The following is a 20,555-nucleotide window of genomic DNA, read 5'->3' on the forward strand; positions in this document are numbered from 1 at the left end:
CCACCCCCACACCCCCCCCCCCCCCCCGCTTCTCGCTCTGGCCCCCGCCCCGCCCCGGCCGCGGCCGGGCGGCGGCCCCCCCCCCCCCCCCCGGGGGGCCCCCCCCCCCCCCGGCCCCCCCCCACCCCTCTGTCCGTGTCGTGCCGGACGTCTCGTCGCCTGTCGGCCGGGCGTGCCGGACCGCTTACGCGCCGACCTTCTGCTTCACCTGCGCCAGCGACGGGTTCGTCAGCGTCGATCCGTCGGGGAAGAGCACGGTCGGGACCGTCTGGTTTCCGCCATTCGCCTTCTCCACGAACGCCGCGGACTCCGGGTCCTGCTCGATGTTGATCTCGGTGTACGCGATGCCCTCGCGGTCCATCTGGCTCTTCAGCCGACGGCAGTAGCCGCACCACGTGGTGCTGTACATCGTCACAGTGCCCGGCATGTCTCTCGCGCTCCTTCGGCGGCTCGGGAAAATCGACGGCACCTGGAGGGCCGCACGAAGGGAACGTCCGCGGTGGCGCCACCATTCCCGTGGCGTGACGCCTGTCGCATTCGTACGACTATCAGTGCGTGCCTGTGGACAACCGGCGCACCCGTCACGCGCGACCTGGCAGCATGGCGGTGTGACAGCAGCAACGCACTCCACCCTCTTCCCGCAGGTACCGGACTCTGCCGACGCGGTGCTCGAAGGGCTCGACCCCGAGCAGCGCGAAGTGGCGACCGCCCTGCGCGGTCCGGTGTGCGTACTGGCGGGCGCCGGTACCGGCAAGACCCGGGCGATCACCCACCGCATCGCCTACGGCGTGCGCGCCGGCATTCTCCAGCCCTCCAGTGTGCTCGCCGTCACCTTCACCAACCGCGCCGCCGGGGAGATGCGCGGTCGGCTGCGCCAGCTCGGTGCGGCGGGTGTACAGGCCCGGACGTTCCACTCGGCGGCGCTGCGTCAGCTCCAGTACTTCTGGCCGAAAGCGATCGGTGGCTCCCTGCCCAGGCTCGTCGACCGCAAGATCCAGCTCGTCGCCGACGCCGCGGCCGCGTGCCGGATCCGTCTCGACCGCGGCGAGCTGCGCGACGCGACCGCCGAGATCGAGTGGTCCAAGGTGACCCAGACCGTCCCTGCCGACTACGCCCTCGCGGCGGCCAAGGCCGGTCGCGAGGCGCCCCGCGACCCGGCGGAGATCGCCCAGATCTACGCCGCCTACGAGGACCTCAAGCGCGGGCGTGGTGTGATCGACTTCGAGGACGTGCTGCTGCTGACCGTCGCGGTCCTCCAGGACCGGCAGGACGTCGCCGAACAGGTCCGCGCCCAGTACCAGCACTTCGTGGTCGACGAGTACCAGGACGTCAGCCCCCTCCAGCAGCGCCTGCTGGAGCTCTGGCTCGGGGACCGCGACGACCTCTGTGTGGTCGGCGACGCCAGCCAGACGATCTATTCGTTCACGGGAGCAACCCCCGATCACCTGCTCGACTTCCGCAGCCGTCACCCCCGCGCCACCGTCGTCAAGCTGGTCCGCGACTACCGGTCCACCCCGCAGGTCGTCCACCTCGCCAACGGCCTGCTCTCCCAGGCCCGCGGCCGGGCCGCCGACCACCGTCTGGAGCTGGTGTCCCAGCGTCCCGCCGGCCCGGAACCCGTCTACGCCGAGTACCCGGACGAACCGGCCGAGGCGGAGGGTGCCGCCCGCCGCATCCGCGAGCTCATCGACGCGGGCGTGCCGGCCGCCGAGATCGCCGTCCTCTTCCGCACGAACTCCCAGTCGGAGACCTACGAACAGGCTCTCGCCGACGCCGGAGTCCCCTACCAGCTGCGCGGCGCGGAGCGCTTCTTCGACCGACCTGAGGTGCGCAAGGCCCACAGCGCCCTGCGGGCCGCGGCGCGCTTCGGCGGCAACGACTCCCTGCTCGACGACGCCGTGGACCTGCCCTCGCAGGTGCGCGCGGTGCTGTCCGGGGAGGGGTGGACACCCGTGCCACCGGCCGGTTCCGGCGCCGTCCGTGAGCGCTGGGAGTCCTTGGCCGCCCTGGTCAACCTCGCCCAGGACTTCGCCGCGGCCAAAGCGGGCGCCACGCTGAGCGCCCTCGTCGCCGAACTCGACGAGCGGGCGGGTGCGCAGCACGCTCCGACGGTCCAGGGCGTCACGCTCGCCTCCCTGCACTCGGCCAAGGGCCTGGAGTGGGACGTCGTCTTCCTGGTGGGCGTGGCCGAGGGCATGATGCCGATCACCTACGCAAAGACCGACGAGCAGATCGAGGAGGAGCGCCGCCTCCTGTACGTCGGCGTCACCCGCGCGCGTGAGCGCCTGCACCTCTCCTGGGCTCTCGCCCGCTCACCCGGAGGACGGCCCAGCCGCCGCCCGAGCCGTTTCCTGAAGGGGCTGCGGCCCGGATCGGGGCCATCCGGCGCGGGTACGGCGGTCGGCGGAGCCGGGGGCGTGGAGCGCGGCTCAGGGAGCAGTGGCGCCACGGCCCTCGCCCCGAGACGCACGCGTCGGACACCTGCTCGCTGCCGGGTATGCGGGCGCACGCTCACCGACGCGGGTGAGATGAAACTGATGCGTTGCGAGGACTGCCCGTCCGACATGGACGAGGGCGTCTACGAGCGGCTGCGTGAGTGGCGCTCGGTCCAGGCGGGGCTCAGCGGGCAGCCCGCGTTCTGCGTCTTCACCGACAAGACGCTGATGGCGATCGCCGAGTCCGTCCCGGAGGACGAGCACGAGCTGGCACGCATCCCAGGGGTCGGGATGCGCAAGCTCAACCGCTACGGAGCCGACGTGTTGGCCATCTGTGCAGGCCAGGAAGGCGCGGGGCTTGACGGGGACGGCTGAAACCAACTCGTCGAAAAAATAGTTTGCGCATGCCCCGGGAATCCCCATAGGTTCTTGGTCACGGGAACAGCGGCCTTCCCGGAGGCCCTGAATCCGTGTTGTACTTGCATATCCGCGGACTGGTTCGTCCAGTCCCCTAGACGCCGAGAGGAGGCGAGTCCAGTGATCAGCATCAACTTCAGCTCCACCGTCAGCTCCACCGCCAAAATGACCGATCGCTCGGCCGTCTCCCTGTGCATGCTCGGCGCCTCGAACCCGGGCACCGGTGTGTCCGGCATTCGTGCCGTGCTCCCGGCGTCCTCCTGCGTTGCCCCCGCGGGCCTTCCCGTCCGTGAGCGCAATGAGCGACCGACCGAGGCACTGGAAGCAGCAGTAGTGGCACAGGCGCAGGCCTATGCCTTTACGGCGACCGGTGCCGGATTCCGGAAGCAGACGACGCAGCACCACCTGATGTGGGCCTTCCGTGGGCCAGAACCCTGGAGTGATCCAGCCTGATTCGATCAGGCCGGCGCCTTCAGGGCCGCGGAACCCCATCCGGGATCCGCGGCCCTTCTGTTTGTCCCCGAACGGGGACGACGGCACGAAGGAGCCTCGGGACAAGAAAAGAACCCGGTACCAAGCCGCCACCCGGCCGACCGGCCGGAACGACCAGACGAGGAAGACCGACCGTGCAACTCGAAGCGCACGCCCCGTCCGTACCGCCTTCCGACACGATCCCCAAGCCCGGCCCCACGGAGGACCCCACCTTGACCCCGCTCACCGCGCTCACCGCGCTCGACGACGCCATCGAGAACCTCGGCGTGCCCGTCCCCTGCCGCTCCTACGACCCGGAGGTCTTCTTCGCGGAGTCGCCGGCGGACGTCGAGTACGCCAAGTCCCTCTGCCGTACCTGCCCGCTGATCGAGGCCTGCCTCGCCGGTGCCAAGGAGCGGCGTGAGCCCTGGGGTGTCTGGGGCGGAGAGCTGTTCGTCCAGGGTGTCGTCGTCGCCCGGAAGCGGCCCCGTGGTCGCCCGCGCAAGAACCCGGTCACGGCATGAACACCGCAGGAACGATCGACCGCCCCCTCACGCACGACCCCAAGAAGCAGGCCCCGATGAAGCCGTCCACCCACGACATCGCAGGCACCGCGCCTGAAGACTTCACCACCAGCGACGCGAAGGACTCGCGTCAGAACAGGACCCGTGAGATGCAACTCATCCCAGAAGCCCTGGCTCGTGCGCATATGCACGACCGGCTGCACGAGGCCGAGCAGGAACGCCGGGCGCTGCGCCTGGCGACCGCTCGCCGCATGCAGCGCCGGGCCGAGCGCGCCTCGATGCGTGCCCGGCGGGCGCTCGCCATGGCCGTGATGCAGTAACCGATCACCCGAAGCGGTTGCCTCCCGACCCAGGAGGCGACACCTCTTCCCGTGGGGGCCGGTCCGTCCGAACGGACCGGCCCCCACGGCGTGTCAGGACCGGGGGCTCAGGCCTCCGCCGCCGCTTCGTCCACGTCGTACGTCTCCACCTCGTACCCCTCCTCGTCGTCCTCGGGGAGGAAACCCACGAGCCAGTCCTCCAGCTCGTCGCGCAGTCGCACCGTTGCCCCCAGCTGGCACAGCACACCGATGGTGCTCAGGGTCACGCGGTGGATCAGGAGGTAGGCGGGCGGCAGGTTGAGCTGCTTGGCCAACTGGTACGCGGGGGAGCGCGGGTCGCCGATCCGGGCCGCCTGGCTCCGCATCCATCCGCGGGTGAAGGTGAACTCGTCGACCCGGGCCGGCTCGATGATCGGCAGGAGGTAGTCGAGGACGGCGTCGGGGTCCAGCTCTATCGACTCCTTGACGAAGCCTTCGGAGCAGAGCATCTCGTAGACGGCGTCCGCCTCGCCGTCCAGCGTCATGCGCAGGGCCTGCCCGATGGGCTCGGGCAGACCGCCCGGAAGCCGGTCGACCGTGCCGAAGTCCAGGACACCGAGGCGCCAGTCGTCCTCGCCGTCCGGCCCGCCGGGCAGCAGCCGGAAGTTTCCGGGGTGCGGGTCGGCGTGCAGGAGGCCGGTGCGTGCCGGGCCCGAGAAGAGGAAGTGCGCCAGCAGTTGGCCGGCCCGGTCCCGCTGCCGCGGCGTACCGTCCGCGATGATCTCCGACAGCGGGACGCCGTCCATCCATTCGGTGACCAGCACCTGCTCGCACTGGTGGACCACGTCCGGCACCACGATGTCCGGATCGTCCGCGAACTCCTCGGCGTGGGTGCGCTGGGCCTGTGCCTCAAGGTCGTAGTCCAGCTCCTCGGAAACCCGGTCCTTGAGCTCCGTGATCAGCGGCTTGACGTCCATGCCCGGGACCAGGGGGCCGAGCAGGCGAGCGAAGCGGCTGAGCTGGTTCAGGTCGGACAGCAGGGCTTCGCCGGCGCCCGGGTACTGCACCTTGACCGCGACCGCTCGGCCGTCGTGCCACACCGCGCGGTGCACCTGGCCGATGGAAGCCGCCGCGGCCGGCCTGTCCTCGAACTCCAGGAACAGGTCCTGCCAGTCCTCGCCCAGCCGCTCCGCGAGAACGGCGTGCACCGTGCGAGTCGGCATGGGCGGCGCCGCCTCCTGCAGCTTGGTCAGGGCCGCCCGGTAGGGGCCGGCGACCTCCTCGGGCAGCGCGGATTCGAAAACGGACAGGGCCTGCCCGAACTTCATCGCCCCGCCCTTGAGCTCGCCCAGCACCTTGAACAGCTGCTCCGCGGTCCGCTGCTGCAGCTGCTGGCCGACGATCTCCGCGGACTCGCCCACGATTCGCTTACCGAGCCCCCAGGTCGCCCGCCCGGCGAAGCCGAGCGGGAGCGCGGCGAGCTTGGCGGTCCGGGTGACCGCCTTGCGCGGAAGATCAGACATGCGCCCTCCAAGTCCCAGCCGGCCGGGCGGCTTCTGCCTCACGGCGAATGTCCGCTGACGGCCCTTGCCCAGCCATTGTCGCGCGCCGCTCCCCCTCCACGGGGATGTGTTCCTGCTTACCTTTTCCGGCGGCTTCGCACGGGCAGGCGCGGTGCGCGGGAACCGGGCGCCTGTGCCAGCGCAGTCCGGGCAGCGACACCTCCCAGCGGGTGCCGACGCTGGAGGGCGTACCGCCGTCCAGGAACGCGAGAGCGTGGGCCGCCGCCAGCCCTGCGACCGTCGTGGCCAGCGTGAGATCGCAGGGTGGGACCTGTCGGCGGCCGCCGGAGCGCCACTGCGCCACCAGACGTGGCCAGGCCGGGTCCCGGTCGGTGCGGTCCGCCTGAAGGCACCCGGCGCACCCCGTCTCGCCGGGCAGGACCAGCGGACCGACCACACCGGTCCCCTCGACGACACCGGCGTACAGGTGGGGCGTGCCGGAAGCCATGAGGGAATCCGCGGCGGCGGGGTCGGGGGCGTGCACCGCGACGTCGTCGCGTGGGGCGACGATCACCAGGGAGAACCCCGGGGCGTCCTCCTCGGACGGCGTCGCTGTACCACGGCGTGTCGGCCGGCCGGGGGCTGCCCGGCGGACGACACGGCGGGCCGTCTCGTCCCGGCGGCTCCCGACGGACTCGGCGGGGAGCCCGCCCGGGGCGACGTCCCACGGCTCGACGCACCCGCCGTCGAGGACGTCGACCACGCCGATGCCCGCGCCCGACAGAAGACCGGCCAGCACCGCGCCCACCCGTCCGGCGCCTCTCACCCGGACCCGCAGGGCGCGTCGTGCGGCCAGGTGCCTCATCGCCTCCCCCGGAGCGGACGTGGTGAGGGAGAGGGAAGCGAGGTCGGGCCGGAGCCGGTCGAGCACCTCGCTCTTCTCCCGCAGGGCGTCGGCGTCCGGCCCGCCGCCCCTGGAGTCGTCGAGGAGACCGGCACGGGCGAGCCCCTCGACCACCCGGTCGACATGACCGTCCGGCAGATCCATGCGGCGTCCCTCCTCGCGCAGGAGAGCGGGACCGCGGGTGCCGTTGAGCAGCTCCAGGAAGCCGCCCGTCGCGGTGTCCACCGGGCCGAGCGTCAACGCGTGCGCGGGCGTCATCCCGAACTGCACGGTGTTCAGATCACGCCAGCCGCGCCTGAGCGCGGGCTTCACCATCGGATGCATGCCAGGCCCCCCGTGGGTCTTCAGATCTTCAGATCTCGAGATTCTGCACGTGCCGGTCCGCAATGGTCGGTCGCGAATGCGCCGGCGAGTGCCAGCATGCCCGGATGCGCGCCGAGGCGTCGAAAGTTGTCCACAGGCGGTGGGTATTCGTCGTACGAATCAGTCGTGCACGCCGGGCGAGGAGTGCCGGAACGGGGCCGAAGCGTCCCGGAGCCGGGACTTCCCCGTGTGCAGCGGGTAACGTCGTGGCGTGTCCGCCGACCCACTGCACCGCGCCGGGGCGTCCCAGCGCACACCGACGAATCCGCCGCCGAACGGCTCGGCGACGAGCGCGATCGAGGTCCGCAGGAGCACCCGGCGACGCCGGACGGTCTCCGCGTACCGCGAGGGCGATCGCACCGTCGTGCTGATCCCCGCCCGCATGTCCGAGGCGGAGGAGCAACGCTGGGTGAGCGTCATGCTGGACAAGCTCGCCGCCCAGGAGAGCAAACGCGTTCTCGGCGACGCCGAACTCGCCGAGCGCGCCGAGTGCCTGTCCGGCCAGTACTTCGAGGGGCGGGCCCGGCCCACCTCGGTCCGCTGGGTCACCAACCAGAACACCCGCTGGGGCTCGTGTACCCCGTCCGAGGGAAGCATCCGGCTGTCGCACCGCCTCCAGGGCATGCCCGAGTACGTCGTCGACTACGTCCTGCTGCACGAACTGGCGCATCTGCTCGTTCCCGGCCACGGCCCCCGGTTCTGGCGGCTGCTGGAGGCGTACCCGCGGACCGAGCGGGCCCGCGGGTACCTCGAGGGCGTCGTCGCCGCCGACCGGCTGCCGCACGTACCCGGCGCGCGCAGCGAGTAGCGCGTCCCGGAGTACGTCCCGCAAGGGCTCCGCCACGGCGGCGCACGGGTTCTGTACCGGGTCTGTACCGACTTCTTCCCCTGTCCGGGATTGCCGTTAGCCTGTCGCGACGCACTCACATTCGGATGGGGGACGGTCGTAACGCATGGCCAGGGAATTCCAACGCGGCCACAAGGCCAGGATCAGTGACCTCACCGCGGGCACGGATCTGTACGTAGGCGTGCAGATCTCGGGCCCCGGGCTGAGCTTCGACATCAGCTGCTTCGGTCTCGACGCCGACGAGCGGTTGTCGGACGACCGGTACTTCGTGTTCTTCAACCAGCCGAAGACCCCCGAGGAGTCCATCCAGCTCCTGGGTGCGCAGGCGGGTGACACGGAGTCGTTCCGTGTCACCCTCGACAAGATCCCGCCGCAGATCCAGAAGCTGTCCTTCACGGCGACGGTCGACGGTGCGGGGCAGATGTCGCAGGTGGCCTCCGGGTACATCCGGATCGTCGCGGGCGGCGAGGAGGTGGCCCGGTACCCGTTCAGCGGTGCGGAGTTCTCCACCGAGCGCGCCGTGATGCTGGGCGACTTCTACCTGAAGGACGTGTGGCGGTTCGCCGCCGTCGGACAGGGCTTCGACGGCGGGCTGGACGCGCTGCTGAGGAACTTCGGCGGCGAGGTGGCCGAGGAAGAGGCCCCCGCACCGCAGCAGGCGCAGGCCGGTGCCGACGGTGCCGGCCCTGGTTTCGCGCCGCCGGCCCAGGCCGCGGCTCCGCCCCCCTTCGGCGCTCCCGCCGCCCCTGTGCCGGCCCCGGCTGCCGCGCCGCAGGCCGCCGCGCAGGGCTTCGCCCCGCCGGCCGGCGCCACCCCGCCTCCGGCGCCCGCCCCGGCACCCGGCTCCGACGTGCACGCCGCGCAGACGATCGTCGCGCCCATGAACACGCCGCCCGGCGGCTCCCCGGTGCCTCCGCCGGCCCCGGCGCCCGCGCCGTACGGCCAGCCGGGCCAGCAGCAGCCGCCGCACGGCCAGGTGCCGGGCCAGACCGCTCCGCCGCCTCCCGGCTACGGCCACCCGCAAGCGCCTCAGACGCCCCACCAACCCCAAGCGCCTCAGCCGCCCCAGGCCCCGACCCCGCCTCCCGGGTACGGCCAGCCCACCCCGCCTCCGGGTTACGGCCAGCAGGCTCCGCCCGCCGGATACGGCCAGCCGACCCCGCCCCCCGGCTACGGTCAGCAGGCGCCCTACGGAGCCCCGCAGGGCTTGGCGCCGGGCGCGGCACCCCAGGGCATGCCCCAGGGAGCACCCCAGGGCGCCGGTGTGACGGCCGCGCTCCAGCAGTTCCGCGAGACGGCCACCGGGCAGCGCTGGACCCAGCAGAACAAGAAGCTGGTCCGCGTCGACCTCGGCGCGGACGGTCAGCCCGTGCTGGCCCGGCAGGGAAGCATGGTGCTCTACCAGGGCAAGGTCGACTTCAGCTACAAGGGCGCCGGATTCGCCGGCCGTGTCGTGGGCAACGCCACCGGCCAGGAGATGCAGCTGATGCGCTGCACCGGCAAGGGGCAGGTCTTCCTCGCCGACAACTCCTCGATGCTGCACCCGATCGAGCTCCAGGGCGACGCCGTCTGCGTCTCCGCGGAGAACGTCCTCGCCTTCGACGAGAGTCTCCAGTACGAGGTCCGTCGCATCGAGGGGCACGGCATCCCCGGTGGCGCGTTGTTCACGATGCAGTTCCAGGGCACCGGCACGATCGTCGTCAAGACGCACGGCGTGCCCGTGGTGCTCCCGGTCACGCCCACCACCTTCGCCGACTGCAACGCGGTCGTCGCCTGGTCGGCCGCCGCCCAGGTGGTCGTCTCCAGCCAGGTGCGGATGCGCCGCAACTCCTACGCCGGCGACACGGGCGAGAGCGTCAACCTGCAGTTCCGGGCGGCGCCCGGCAACTTCGTCGTCGTCCAGCCGTACGAGATCTGAGGGAGAGCCCGACATGAACCAGCCGCTCGCGGGCTACGCCCCCGCACCGGTCGCCGCCCGCATGGAGAACCACGGCAACCACATGCTGAAGGTCGCCATGCAGACCGGGAACGACCTCCTCGCGCGCGTGGGCTCGATGGTCGCCTACGAGGGCTTCGTCCAGTACGAGCCCAACCCGCCGGCCGTCCGCCAGATCGCGAAGGACTGGATGACCGGCGAGGGCGCGCCCCTGATGAAGTGCTCCGGCGACGGACTGCTCTACCTCGCCGACTACGGCGCGAACGTCGTCGTCATCAACCTCAACGGCGACGGCATCTCTGTCAACGCCACCAACCTGCTGGCCTTCGACGCCCACCTCAGCTGGGGCGTGGAGCGGGTCAAGGGCCTGGCGAAGTTCGCCGGGCAGGGCCTGTGGAACACCAAGATCTCCGGACAGGGCTGGGTCGCCCTCACCTCCCGGGGCAAGCCGATCGTGGTCGACTGCGGTGGTGGCGAGGACGAGACGTACGTCGACCCCGACGCGCTCGTCGCCTGGTCCCCGAACCTCAAGGTGAAGGGCAAACGCAGCTTCAAGGCGCAGTCACTGATCGGCCGCGGCAGCGGCGAGGCCTACCAGATGGCCTTCTCCGGTCAGGGCATCGTCGTCGTCCAGCCCAGCGAGGACAGCACCGACCGCCTCCGGGTCCGGGGCTGAGGGGGAGCCAGAACACCATGCAGAGCCCGCTTTTCGCCTACAACGACCAGCAGACCCAGGACGCCTGGAGCCTGCAGAACAAGCACATGCTCCGCGTCGCCCTGGAGGGCCACGACGACGTGCTCGCCCGCAAGGGCACGATGGTCGCCTATCAGGGGCTCGTCGAGTTCGACGCCGAGTACCAGAGCAACAACCAGTCACGCGCGCGTGCGCGCACCGGTGAGGGCCTCGACCTGATGCGCTGCCACGGGCAGGGCACGGTCTTCTTCGCCAACCTCGCCCAGTGCGTGCACGTGATGGACGTCGACCAGGAGGGCCTGACCGTCGACAGCAGCTACGTGCTGGCGATGGACTCGTCCCTGCACCACGAGGTCATCGCGGTCGACAGCCTGTACGGCATCTCCGGCTCGGGGAAGTACCAGCTCAACATCACCGGCCGGGGCAAGGTCGCCCTCATGACCTCGGGCTCCCCGCTGCTGATGCAGGTGACGCCCGACAAGTACGTCAACTGCGACGCCGACGCGATCGTCGCCTGGTCCACCGGCCTGCGCGTGCAGATGCAGGCGCAGACGCACTCTTCCGGGGTGTGGCGGCGCCGGGGCAGCACCGGGGAGGGCTGGGAGCTCAGCTTCATGGGCAGCGGCTTCGCGCTCGTCCAGCCCAGCGAGCTGCTGCCGCCGCAGAACGCGCAGATCGGCTCGGGCGTCGCCGCCCAGTACGGCATGGGCCAGCAAGGGGCACGCGGTCAGAACCAGGGCAACGTCTGGAGCTGAGCGCGGGCACGGCCACAGTTCGGTAAGGGGTGATCGCCAGGCGGTCACCCCTTACCGGTTACAGCCGGGCGCGGGTCGCCTCCAGCAGGCGTACGACCGACTCGTCGGCCACGTCCGCGACCTCGGCGTAGGGGAACCAGCGCAGGTCGAGCGACTCATCGCTGATCTCCTCCACGGCCCCTTGCGGAGCCAGCGCCGCGTACTGGACGTCCAGGTGCCAGGCGCAGGGTGTCTGGTGGCGGTCCAGCCGCACGGGACCGCCGGAGAGCAGAGCCAGTCCGGCGATGCCCGACTCCTCCGTGGCCTCGCGCAGCGCGGCACGCGCCAGCGTCTCGTCGGCCGGCTCGCAGTGTCCGCCCATCTGCAGCCACATGCGCAGCTTCTTGTGAAGGGTCAGCAGGACCCGCTCGCGGGACGGGTCGATCACCATGGCGCTCGCCGTGATGTGCCCGTCCCCGCACGCCTTCCACATGCCGTCCGGGTGCGTCGCGAGGTGGTCCAGATAGGTCTGGCGCAGCTCGTCCTGGTCCTCGTACGCCTTCAGGACCAGGACGGCGTCGTCGTGGAGGCTCACTCGCTGTCGTCGCCCTTGTCGCCGGCCTCGTCCGAGCCCTTCTCGTCCTTCTTCTTCAGGTCGGGCTTGCCCGCCGCCTCGCCGAGCATCTTGTCCAGCTCGGAGAAGTCCAGCTGCTCGCGGTGGACGAAACCGTCCGGGTCGTCCAGGTCGGTCGCCGTCGGCAGCATGTCCGGGTGGGCCCACAGGCCGTCCCGGCCGTCGACACCGCGCGCGTCCGTCAGGGACGCCCACAGGCGGGACGCGTCGCGCAGGCGACGCGGGCGCAGCTCCAGGCCGATCAGCGTGGCGAACGTCTGCTCCGCCGGGCCGCCGGAGGCACGACGACGGCGCAGCGTCTCGCGCAGGGCGTCGGCCGACGACAGGCGCGGCTTGGCGGCGGCGTGCACCACCGCGTCCACCCAGCCCTCGACGAGCGCCAGAGCCGTCTCCAGACGGGCCAGGGCGGCCTTCTGCTCCGGAGTGTCCTCGGGCTGGAACATGCCCTGCTGGAGGGCCTCCTGCAGCTGCTCGGGGTTCTGCGGGTCGAACTGGCCGACCACGTCCTCGAGCTTCGCCGTGTCCACCTTGATGCCTCGGGCGTAGCCGTCGACGGCGCCGAACAGGTGCGAGCGCAGCCACGGCACGTGCGCGAAGAGGCGCTGGTGGGCGGCCTCGCGCAGGGCCAGGTACAGCCGCACTTCCTCCTGGGAGACGCCGAGGTCCTTGCCGAACGCCTCGATGTTCGCCGGCAGCAGGGCGGCCTTCCCGGCCGGACCGAGCGGCAGGCCCACGTCGGTCGAGCCGACGACCTCGCCGGCGAGGACACCGACGGCCTGCCCGATCTGCGTGCCGAACATGGCGCCGCCCATGGACCGCATCATGCCGATCAGGGGGCCGGCCATGGCCTGCATCTCCTCGGGCAGCACGTCACCCATGGCGGTGCCGACGCGCTCGGCGACCGGGTCGACCAGCTCCCGCCAGGCGGGCAGGGTCGCCTCGACCCACTCCGCGCGGCTCCACGCCACCGCGGTGCCCGCGCCCGAGGGCAGGGCCGTCGCGTCGTCCAGCCACAGGTCGGCCAGGCGGACGGCCTCCTGGACGGCATTGCGCTCGGAGGGGCCGACGCTGGCGTCCTTGGTGCCGTCCGGCGTGCCCTGGGCGACCGTCTGGCGGGCGATCTGCTTGGCCATGTCCCAGTTCACCGGGCCGCCCTCGTAGGAGAGCATCTGGCCGAGCTGCTGGAACGCGGCGCCCAGGTCGTTGGGGTTCATGGAGCCGAACATGGCGGCGAACGGGTTGTCCGCGCCCGGGCCGCCGGGGCCGCCAAAGCCTCCGGCTCCGGGCGTCCCGAAACCGAACGGGTTGGCCGGTCCCTGACCACCGCCGCTCTGCTGGTCCTTCTTCTTGCCCTCGTCGCCGTCGTCCGGCTCCTCCGGCGGAAGGCCGAATCCGAATGGGGTGTCACTCACGGGGTTCCTCGGCTGGTAAGGCCGCCGGTTCTTTCCGGCGGCACGGCTGCCCGACTTCACCACCCAGCGTAGACACCCGGGGCGGTTCGGGCCTCGGTGCTTCGCCGACTGACGGCCTGCGGCAGGATGGATGCCACCTGGTACGTACGCGTCGAGCGCGCCCGTACTGAAGACAACCGCTGGAGACGCCCGGTGAGTTCCCCAGATCCGCAGGTTCGCGCAGCGCGAAACCAGTCAACCAGTTCCGCACGCCCCGGCGCGCGCGGCCCCGTCGTCGCGGTCACCGGTGCCGCATCCGGGATCGGGGCGCTGCTCACCGAGCGGCTGGCCGCGTCCGACGAGGTCAGACAGGTCGTGGCCATCGACGAACGGCGTGGGGAGTGCGCGGCGGCGCGGTGGCAGGTCCTGGACGTGCGGGACCCGGCCATCGCCGAGAAACTGCGCGGCGCGGACGTCGTCGTGCACCTGGCGCTCGACCTCGACCTGGAGACCGACGCGGCGGCCCGGACGGCTTACAACGTACGGGGGACGCAGACCGTCCTGACCGCCGCCGCGGCGGCCGGCGTGCACCGGGTCGTGCTCTGCACCTCGGCCATGGTCTACGGTGCCCTCCCGGACAACGAGCTGCCGCTCTCCGAGGACGCCGAGCTGCGCGCCACGGCCGAGGCCACGGGCGTCGGCGACCTGCTGGAGATCGAGCGGCTCGCGCGGCGCGCGCCGCGGGCGCACCCCGGGCTCAATGTGACCGTCGTGCGGCCGGCGGTGCTGGTCGGAGGCATGGACACCGCGCTGACCAGGTACTTCGAGTCGCCCCGGCTGCTCGTCGTGGCCGGATCGCGGCCGGCCTGGCAGTTCTGCCACGTCGACGACCTGTGCAGCGCCCTGGAGTACGCCGTTCTGGAGAAGGCGGACGGCGAGCTGGCCGTCGGGTGCGACGGCTGGCTGGAGCAGGAGGAGGTCGAGGAACTCAGCGGCATCCGCAGGATGGAGCTGCCCTCGGCGGTCGCGCTCGGAGCGGCGGCCCGACTGCACCGCATCGGCCTGACGCCCTCCCCGGCCGGGGACCTGGCGTACACGATGTACCCCTGGGTGGTGAGCGGCAGCCGGCTGCACGACGCGGGCTGGCGGCCGAAGTACACCAACGAGGAGGTGCTGGCGGAGCTGCTGGAGGAGGTCTCCGGGCGGCACACGGTCGCCGGGCGGCGCCTCGGGCGCAAGGACGCGACGGCCGCGGGAGCCGCCGGAGCGACGGTGGCGCTGCTGGGTGCGGCCGCGGTGGTGCGGCGGGCGCGGAAGGCCCGGCGCCGGATCTGACCGCGGTGTCCGCCCGGCACCGCCCGGGAGGGCGGCGCTGTAGGAGGCAACAAGGAGGTACGTGCGCGTGCCGGGCGATCACGCTATTCCGCGCCGTCGCGCCGTGGGGCACGATGGGCGTATGGCAACCACGAACGACCACCCCGGTGAGCTGGCCGCCCCCGACCCCGTGAAGCTGATCGGCATCCGGGAGACGCCCCTCTCGGTGGACGAGGTCTTCCGGGCCGTGGGGGACGACGCGGCCGGAGGCACCGCGCTGTTCGTGGGGACCGTGCGCAACCACGACGGCGGCACCGACGTCGACCGGCTCGGGTACTCCTGTCATCCGAGCGCCGAGGCCGAGATGCGGCGCATCGCCGAGAAGGTCGTCGCGGAGTACCCCGTTCGGGCGCTCGCGGCGGTCCACCGTGTGGGGGATCTGGAGGTCGGCGATCTGGCCGTGGTCGTCGCGGTGTCCTGCCCGCACCGGGGCGAGGCCTTCGATGCCTGCCGCAAGCTGATCGACGACCTCAAGCACGAGGTCCCGATCTGGAAGCACCAGACGTTCTCCGACGGAACCGAAGAGTGGGTGGGCGCCTGCTGAAAGCGGGGCCGGCCCTGCAGCTCCGGTTGCGTAACCGACCCCCCGGCGTGAGCGTTGTCACTGCGGATGGTTAATCTGCTGATCAGTCAGTAGCGGACGCTCATGGGGTTGGGAGGTCGGCATGGCAGCGCTTGCCTGGTTGCTGATTCCGCTTGTGGCTGCCGTCGGCGCGGGGCTGTGGGGCAGTTGGGCCAACCGGACCCGCAAGATCCGTGGCGACGGTCCCGAACTCGACGGGTACGCCCGCTTCCGCGAGGCGATGGAACGTCCCCGCACCGGAGCCTGACCGAACGCCCTGACGGTGTTCTGACAGCCGCGTCCCGTACTGTCGTGCCATGCCACGCCGTACCGCAACGATGCTCGCCTCCACCCTGATGCTGATCGCGCTCCTGTGCGCGGGTGTGTTCATCCCCGTGCCGTACTCGGAGATGTCCCCGGGGCCGACGGTGAACACGCTGGGCGATCACGACGGCGAGCCGGTGCTGCGGATCTCCGGACACAAGACCTACGAGGCGAGTGGTCATCTGAACATGACCACCGTGCGGGTCACCAGCGCCGACTACAAGATGAACCTCGTGGAGGCGGTCTACGGCTGGCTGGCGCACGACAACCGCGTGGTGCCGCACGAGACCCTCTATCCGGACGGCAAGACCGAGGAAGAGGCCACCCAGGAGAACGCCGAGGAGTTCAGCCAGTCCCAGGAGAGCGCCAAGGTCGCCGCGCTGAAGGCGCTGGACATCCCGGTGAAGTCCTGGGTGGTCGTCTCCACGGTGGTCAAGGACTCCCCTGCCGAGGGCCGGCTGCACGCCGGTGACGTGATCAAGGCCGTGGACGGGACGCCCGTCAAGAAGCCCACCGACGTGGCGGAACTGGTGACCGAGCACAAGCCCGGCCAGGACGTCGTCTTCACGATCGTGCCCGCCAAGGAGCAGGCCGACGCGGAGAAGGAGGGCCGGACGCCCACCAAGACGGAGAAGGTCACGGTCACCACCGCGGCCTCCGACGACGGCGGTGAGAAGCGCGCCATCGTGGGGATCTCCGCCGGGACCGACCACACGTTCCCGTTCACCATCGACATCAAGCTGGCCGACGTCGGCGGGCCGAGCGCCGGTCTGATGTTCGCCCTCGGCATCTACGACAAGCTCACGCCGGGCGACCTCACCGGCGGCGAGTTCGTCGCGGGCACGGGGACGATCGACGACGCCGGCGAGGTCGGCCCGATCGGCGGCATCGGAATGAAGACCATCGGCGCGCGTGACAAGGGCGCCCGGTACTTCCTGACGCCCAAGGACAACTGCGCGGCCGCCGCCGAGGACACCCCCGACGGGCTCACCCTGGTGAAGGTGGACACCATCGACGACGCCCTCGGCGCGCTGGAGGACATCCGCTCCGGGAAGACGGACGACCTGCCGACGTGCGCGAAGGGCTGACCGGACGGACAGCCGCGTACCGCCCCGGACCTACTCCTCGAAGGTCGCCGACAGTGCCTGGGCCAGGCCCGGCACCAGGTCGGAGCCGGTGAGGACCTCCGTGGCGGAGTCCTTCTCCCGCAGCCGCAGCGCGGAGTCGCGGGCACCGTCGCGCAGCACCGCGACCGTCATGCGGACCTCCTGGCGATCCGGGTGCTCCGCCACCCACTGAGCCAGCTTGGCCTCGCTCAGGCCCTGCGGGACCTGGGCCTCGGCGGACGGCGGCAGCATCAGGCGCTCCACGGCGAGGGCACAGCCGACCACCGCGTCCGGCCAGGCGATGGTGCCCAGGAACTCGTCGAGCGCCTGGTCCGTTGGAATTTCGTCCTGCTCGATCGGGGTCAGGCCGGAGCTCTCCGGCTCGTCCTGGAGACCGAGCCGGTCCGCGAGCGAGGGCTGATCGGCCCTCAGCCGCGCGGTGTCGACAAGTGCAAAGAGGCGTGCGGGCTGGTCCCAGCCGAGTCCGGAGACGTACTCGTCGATCTCGAGTACGGCCCGGGTGAGGGGGCTCGCTGCCATGGGGGTGTTGGACATGGTCACAATCCTGCCTCGTTACTGGCCCGAATCGGGAACCGAGTAAACGATGAGTAAGTTGCATAAGTGTGGGCCCACCATCACGGGGGCGCACGGGGGGCCCACGAACCCGAGGGCCTGACGGATCAACAGCGAACTTCGAGGTGCGCACCTTGGCTTTCCAGATGCCGGACCGCGGCGGAGGCCCCCCGACGGGGCCGCGGATCAGAGTGGGCCGCCCGTCCCGGCGCGTCCGAACCCTGCTGATGACACTCGGTGTCCTCGCCGTGCTAGGCATGGCGTTCACCATGTTCGCGGGATTCTGGACGGACTGGCTCTGGTACCGGTCGGTCCACTACTCGTCGGTCTTCACGACGACCCTGTGGACCAAGATCGGTCTCTTCTTCGTCTTCGGCCTGCTCATGGCGCTCGCCGTCGGGTTCAACATCTGGCTGGCCCACCGGCTGCGCCCGCCGCTGAGCGCCATGTCGATGGAGCAGCAGAACCTCGACCGGTACCGGATGGGCATCGCCCCGTACAAGAAGTGGCTGCTGCTCGGCATCACCGCCCTGGTCGGCCTCATCGCCGGCGCCTCCGCCTCCGGCCAGTGGCGGACCTGGCTGATGTGGGTCAACGGCGTCTCGTTCGGGCAGAAGGACCCCCAGTTCAAGCTGGACGTATCGTTCTACGCCTTCGACCTGCCCTGGTACCGGTTCCTGCTCGGCTTCGGCTTCGCGGCCGTGATCATCTCGGTGATCGCCGCCGCGCTCACCCACTACCTGTACGGCGGGCTGCGCGTCACCAGCCCGGGCGCCCGTGCCACGGCCGCCGCCACCGGGCACCTGTCGGTGCTCCTCGGTGTCTTCGTCGCCCTCAAGGCGGTCGCCTACTGGCTCGACCGGTACGGGCTGGCGGTGAAGTCCAGCGACTTCAAGGCGACCGACAGCTGGACGGGCCTCAGGTACGTCGACGCCAACGCCTACCTGCCGGCCAAGACGATCCTGTTCTGCATCGCCGTCATCTGCGCGCTGCTGTTCTTCGCGACCCTGTGGCGCCGCACCTGGCAGCTGCCGGTGATCGGCTTCGGTCTGATGGTGCTGTCCGCGATCCTCATCGGCGGTCTGTACCCGGCGCTGGTCCAGAAGTTCCAGGTCCAGCCGAACGAGCAGGCCAAGGAGGCGCCGTACGTCGAGAAGAACCTGAAGGCGACGCGCGAGGCCTACGGCATCGAGGGCACCCAGGTCACCGAGTACCCCGGCGTCAGCAAGACCAAGGACCCGACCAAGCTCCGTGACGACGTGGACAACGCGGCGTCCATCCGGATCATGGACCCGAACGTCATCTCGCCGACGTTCCAGCAGCTCCAGCAGATGCGTAACTACTACGCGTTCCCGACCAACCTGGACGTCGACCGCTACTCCAAGGACGGCAAGGACCAGGACACGGTCATCGGCCTGCGCGAGCTGAACCTGGCCGGCATCCCCAAGAAGAACTGGATCAACAACCACTTCCGCTACACCCACGGCTACGGCGTGGTCGCGGCCAAGGGCACCGAGGTCGACTCCGAGGGCCGCCCCGTCTTCACCGAGTCCGACCTGCCGTCCAAGGGTGACCTCGGCACGTACGAGCAGCGGATCTACTACGGCGAGAAGACCAACACCTACTCGATCGTCGGCGGTCCCCAGAAGGAGATCGACTACTCCGACGACTCGGGCGAGAAGACCTTCAGCTACAAGGGCGACGGCGGGGTGGACCTGTCCAGCCCGATCAACCGGGCGGCGTACGCGGCGGCGTTCAGCGAGCCGCAGATCCTCTACTCCGGTGCCATCGGCGAGGGGTCGCGGATCCTGTACAACCGCACGCCCAAGGAGCGCGTCGAGGCGGTCGCCCCGTGGCTGACCATCGACGGCGACGCCTACCCGGCGGTGGTGGATGGCCGTATCCAGTGGATCGTGGACGCCTACACGACGACGAACGGCTACCCCTACGCCTCCCGCACGACGCTCGGCGACACCACCGCCGACTCGCTGACCGCGGCCAACGACCAGCGGGCGGTGGTGGCCCAGCAGAACCAGGTCAACTACATCCGCAACTCCGTGAAGGCGACCGTCGACGCGTACAGCGGTGACGTCAAGCTCTACCAGTGGGACGAGAAGGACCCGGTCCTGAAGACCTGGATGAAGGCCTTCCCGGACACGGTCCAGGACAAGAGCGAGATCACGGACGAGCTGATGGCGCATCTGCGCTACCCGCAGGACCTGTTCAAGGTCCAGCGCGAGCTGCTCACGCGCTACCACGTGAAGGACGCCAACACGTTCCTCAGCGGCAGCGAGGTGTGGCAGGTGCCCGACGACCCGACCAACAAGTCGGGTGACGCGGTGCCGCCGTACTACCTGAGCATGAAGATGCCCGACCAGGACCAGCAGGCGTTCTCGCTGACGACGACGTTCACGCCCAACGGACGCGACAACCTCAGCGCGTTCATGGCCGTCGACGCCGAGGCGGGGACGGACGGCTACGGCAAGATCAGAATCCTGAAACTGCCGACGAGCACGACCGTCAACGGACCGAAACAGGTCCAGAGCCAGTTGAACTCGGAGCAGGACATCGCCGAGACCATCAGGCTGCTGAGAGGCGGCGACTCCGAGGTCGAGTACGGCAACCTGCTGACGGTGCCGCTCGACGGCGGACTGCTGTACGTGGAGCCGGTCTACGTGCGCGGTGGCGACCTCAAGTACCCGCTGCTGCGCAAGGTGCTGGTGAGCTACGGAGGCAACACCGCCTTCGAGAACACCCTCGACGAGGCCCTCAGCAAGGTCTTCGGAGAGCAGGCGGCCGAGACCGATCCGCCGGCGGACGAGGGCGAGGACACGCCCGAGCCGCCACCGACGTCCACCAACCCGACGGTCCGGGAAGCGCTGAGCGACGCGCAGAAGGCCTTCGACGCCGGCCAGAAGGCGCTGGAGCAGAAGGACCTGGCCGCGTACGCCGAGGCGCAGAAGGACCTGGAGGAGGCGCTGAAGCGGGCCGAGGAGGCCCAGGCCAAGACCGACCAGGGCGCCGGCGACAAGAACGGTGACGACAAGAGCGGGGACAAGGCCCAGGAGGGGGAGTCCACGCCGAGCGCGACGCCCACCGGGGACACCGCGGGCTCAGGCTCGGACACCGGCTGACCACGCTGCTCCCCGCCGGCCGTCAGAGCTGGTCAGGGGCCGTCCCGCGCCGTGATACGGTTGTGAACACAACGGCGCGGGGTGGAGCAGCTCGGTAGCTCGCTGGGCTCATAACCCAGAGGTCGCAGGTTCAAATCCTGTCCCCGCTACTGAAGTTCGTGAGCTTTGTGCGAACGACCACGAAGGCCCGGATTCCGAAAGGGATCCGGGCCTTCGTGATGTGCGAACGCATGTGCCGGTGATGCCGACGGCCGCGCCGCCAGGGGAAGTTGGGGAGATCTGTGTTTGACTTGTCTCCCTGTGGGCATGTCGACAAAACGCTGAAGTGACC

At 70.6% G+C, this 20,555-nt stretch carries 19 protein-coding genes and 1 tRNA gene; 14 read left to right on the forward strand and 6 right to left on the reverse strand.

What is annotated here, in order from left to right:
* Positions 1 to 184 precede the first annotated feature (184 nt).
* A complete protein-coding gene (locus tag ACFW47_RS33250; protein ID WP_055417962.1) occupies positions 185 to 427 on the reverse strand; it encodes a mycoredoxin in 243 nt (80 codons plus the stop codon).
* Between the two features lie 181 nt (positions 428 to 608).
* Between ACFW47_RS33250 and ACFW47_RS33255 the strand changes: the two genes are divergently transcribed.
* The 4 genes from ACFW47_RS33255 to ACFW47_RS33270 all read left to right on the forward strand — a co-directional run bounded on the left by ACFW47_RS33255 (position 609) and on the right by ACFW47_RS33270 (position 4,167).
* Complete coding sequence (locus ACFW47_RS33255; RefSeq protein ID WP_386308089.1) at positions 609 to 2,810, forward strand: ATP-dependent DNA helicase UvrD2; 2,202 nt, start codon at positions 609 to 611, stop codon at positions 2,808 to 2,810.
* Positions 2,811 to 2,972: 162 nt separating this feature from the next.
* Positions 2,973 to 3,305: a hypothetical protein gene (locus ACFW47_RS33260; protein WP_386286680.1), complete on the forward strand. Its 333-nt coding sequence runs from the start codon at positions 2,973 to 2,975 to the stop codon at positions 3,303 to 3,305.
* Positions 3,306 to 3,478: 173 nt separating this feature from the next.
* The gene (locus tag ACFW47_RS33265; protein ID WP_073724386.1) at positions 3,479 to 3,847 is read left to right on the forward strand and encodes a WhiB family transcriptional regulator; all 369 of its coding nucleotides are present in this window, start codon (positions 3,479 to 3,481) and stop codon (positions 3,845 to 3,847) included.
* Positions 3,844 to 4,167 carry a hypothetical protein gene (locus ACFW47_RS33270; protein WP_386286682.1) on the forward strand — a complete coding sequence of 108 codons (324 nt, stop codon included), beginning with the start codon at positions 3,844 to 3,846 and terminating at the stop codon, positions 4,165 to 4,167. The genes ACFW47_RS33265 and ACFW47_RS33270 overlap by 4 nt, the downstream gene beginning before the upstream one ends.
* Before the next feature lie 107 nt (positions 4,168 to 4,274).
* Here the strand turns inward: ACFW47_RS33270 and ACFW47_RS33275 are convergent, their stop codons facing one another.
* A complete protein-coding gene (locus tag ACFW47_RS33275) occupies positions 4,275 to 5,669 on the reverse strand; it encodes an ABC1 kinase family protein (RefSeq protein WP_386286684.1) in 1,395 nt (464 codons plus the stop codon).
* Positions 5,662 to 6,876: a TOMM precursor leader peptide-binding protein gene (locus ACFW47_RS33280; RefSeq protein WP_386308090.1), complete on the reverse strand. Its 1,215-nt coding sequence runs from the start codon at positions 6,874 to 6,876 to the stop codon at positions 5,662 to 5,664. Before ACFW47_RS33280 ends, ACFW47_RS33275 begins: the two co-directional genes overlap by 8 nt.
* A gap of 250 nt (positions 6,877 to 7,126) precedes the next feature.
* Here ACFW47_RS33280 and ACFW47_RS33285 point away from each other — a divergent pair, with 250 nt between their 5' ends.
* From ACFW47_RS33285 to ACFW47_RS33300, 4 genes are all read left to right on the forward strand, one after another.
* On the forward strand, positions 7,127 to 7,723 hold the full coding sequence (locus tag ACFW47_RS33285) for a M48 family metallopeptidase (protein WP_386286688.1): 597 nt from the start codon (positions 7,127 to 7,129) through the stop codon (positions 7,721 to 7,723).
* A gap of 145 nt (positions 7,724 to 7,868) precedes the next feature.
* Entirely contained in the window at positions 7,869 to 9,680 is a 1,812-nt protein-coding gene (locus tag ACFW47_RS33290; protein WP_386308091.1) for a TerD family protein, read from the forward strand.
* Positions 9,681 to 9,693: 13 nt separating this feature from the next.
* Complete coding sequence (locus ACFW47_RS33295; RefSeq protein ID WP_386286692.1) at positions 9,694 to 10,374, forward strand: AIM24 family protein; 681 nt, start codon at positions 9,694 to 9,696, stop codon at positions 10,372 to 10,374.
* 17 nt (positions 10,375 to 10,391) lie between these two features.
* The gene (locus tag ACFW47_RS33300) at positions 10,392 to 11,147 is read left to right on the forward strand and encodes an AIM24 family protein (protein WP_386286693.1); all 756 of its coding nucleotides are present in this window, start codon (positions 10,392 to 10,394) and stop codon (positions 11,145 to 11,147) included.
* A 58-nt stretch (positions 11,148 to 11,205) separates the two neighbouring features.
* On the opposite strand, the gene ACFW47_RS33305 is transcribed toward ACFW47_RS33300, so the two are convergent.
* On the reverse strand, positions 11,206 to 11,721 hold the full coding sequence (locus tag ACFW47_RS33305; protein WP_386286695.1) for an NUDIX hydrolase: 516 nt from the start codon (positions 11,719 to 11,721) through the stop codon (positions 11,206 to 11,208).
* Positions 11,718 to 13,172, reverse strand: a complete 1,455-nt coding sequence (locus ACFW47_RS33310; protein ID WP_386286697.1) for a zinc-dependent metalloprotease — start codon at positions 13,170 to 13,172, stop codon at positions 11,718 to 11,720. The genes ACFW47_RS33305 and ACFW47_RS33310 overlap by 4 nt, the downstream gene beginning before the upstream one ends.
* Before the next feature lie 192 nt (positions 13,173 to 13,364).
* On the opposite strand from ACFW47_RS33310, the gene ACFW47_RS33315 reads away from it, so the two are divergent.
* From ACFW47_RS33315 to ACFW47_RS33330, 4 genes are all read left to right on the forward strand, one after another.
* Positions 13,365 to 14,486 carry an SDR family oxidoreductase gene (locus tag ACFW47_RS33315; protein ID WP_073724366.1) on the forward strand — a complete coding sequence of 374 codons (1,122 nt, stop codon included), beginning with the start codon at positions 13,365 to 13,367 and terminating at the stop codon, positions 14,484 to 14,486.
* Positions 14,487 to 14,607: 121 nt separating this feature from the next.
* A complete protein-coding gene (locus ACFW47_RS33320) occupies positions 14,608 to 15,069 on the forward strand; it encodes a molybdenum cofactor biosynthesis protein MoaE (RefSeq protein WP_386308092.1) in 462 nt (153 codons plus the stop codon).
* 121 nt (positions 15,070 to 15,190) lie between these two features.
* Positions 15,191 to 15,355 (forward strand): hypothetical protein, encoded by a 165-nt coding sequence (locus ACFW47_RS33325; RefSeq protein WP_198941314.1) that lies wholly within the window; start codon positions 15,191 to 15,193, stop codon positions 15,353 to 15,355.
* 49 nt (positions 15,356 to 15,404) lie between these two features.
* Positions 15,405 to 16,499, forward strand: a complete 1,095-nt coding sequence (locus ACFW47_RS33330) for a PDZ domain-containing protein (RefSeq protein WP_386308093.1) — start codon at positions 15,405 to 15,407, stop codon at positions 16,497 to 16,499.
* 30 nt (positions 16,500 to 16,529) lie between these two features.
* Here the strand turns inward: ACFW47_RS33330 and ACFW47_RS33335 are convergent, their stop codons facing one another.
* Positions 16,530 to 17,072 (reverse strand): PPA1309 family protein, encoded by a 543-nt coding sequence (locus ACFW47_RS33335; RefSeq protein WP_386308094.1) that lies wholly within the window; start codon positions 17,070 to 17,072, stop codon positions 16,530 to 16,532.
* 164 nt (positions 17,073 to 17,236) lie between these two features.
* Here ACFW47_RS33335 and ACFW47_RS33340 point away from each other — a divergent pair, with 164 nt between their 5' ends.
* Both ACFW47_RS33340 and ACFW47_RS33345 read left to right on the forward strand, forming a co-directional pair.
* Entirely contained in the window at positions 17,237 to 20,224 is a 2,988-nt protein-coding gene (locus ACFW47_RS33340) for a UPF0182 family protein (protein WP_386286949.1), read from the forward strand.
* A gap of 75 nt (positions 20,225 to 20,299) precedes the next feature.
* A tRNA-Met gene (locus ACFW47_RS33345) sits at positions 20,300 to 20,373 on the forward strand.
* The last annotated feature ends 182 nt before the right edge of the window (positions 20,374 to 20,555 follow it).

This window comes from Streptomyces sp. NPDC058796 (genome assembly GCF_042745235.1).
Taxonomy (GTDB): domain Bacteria; phylum Actinomycetota; class Actinomycetes; order Streptomycetales; family Streptomycetaceae; genus Streptomyces.

Bases quoted from the DNA above. Each gene is read 5' to 3' on its own strand.
- ACFW47_RS33250 (WP_055417962.1), bottom strand. From the start codon at position 427: ATGCCGGGCACTGTGACGATGTACAGCACCACGTGGTGCGGCTACTGC.
- ACFW47_RS33270 (WP_386286682.1), top strand. From the start codon at position 3,844: ATGAACACCGCAGGAACGATCGACCGCCCCCTCACGCACGACCCCAAG.
- ACFW47_RS33275 (WP_386286684.1), bottom strand. From the start codon at position 5,669: ATGTCTGATCTTCCGCGCAAGGCGGTCACCCGGACCGCCAAGCTCGCC.
- ACFW47_RS33280 (WP_386308090.1), bottom strand. From the start codon at position 6,876: ATGCATCCGATGGTGAAGCCCGCGCTCAGGCGCGGCTGGCGTGATCTG.
- ACFW47_RS33290 (WP_386308091.1), top strand. From the start codon at position 7,869: ATGGCCAGGGAATTCCAACGCGGCCACAAGGCCAGGATCAGTGACCTC.
- ACFW47_RS33295 (WP_386286692.1), top strand. From the start codon at position 9,694: ATGAACCAGCCGCTCGCGGGCTACGCCCCCGCACCGGTCGCCGCCCGC.
- ACFW47_RS33300 (WP_386286693.1), top strand. From the start codon at position 10,392: ATGCAGAGCCCGCTTTTCGCCTACAACGACCAGCAGACCCAGGACGCC.
- ACFW47_RS33320 (WP_386308092.1), top strand. From the start codon at position 14,608: ATGGCAACCACGAACGACCACCCCGGTGAGCTGGCCGCCCCCGACCCC.
- ACFW47_RS33325 (WP_198941314.1), top strand. From the start codon at position 15,191: ATGGCAGCGCTTGCCTGGTTGCTGATTCCGCTTGTGGCTGCCGTCGGC.
- ACFW47_RS33330 (WP_386308093.1), top strand. From the start codon at position 15,405: ATGCCACGCCGTACCGCAACGATGCTCGCCTCCACCCTGATGCTGATC.
- ACFW47_RS33335 (WP_386308094.1), bottom strand. From the start codon at position 17,072: ATGTCCAACACCCCCATGGCAGCGAGCCCCCTCACCCGGGCCGTACTC.
- ACFW47_RS33340 (WP_386286949.1), top strand. From the start codon at position 17,237: ATGCCGGACCGCGGCGGAGGCCCCCCGACGGGGCCGCGGATCAGAGTG.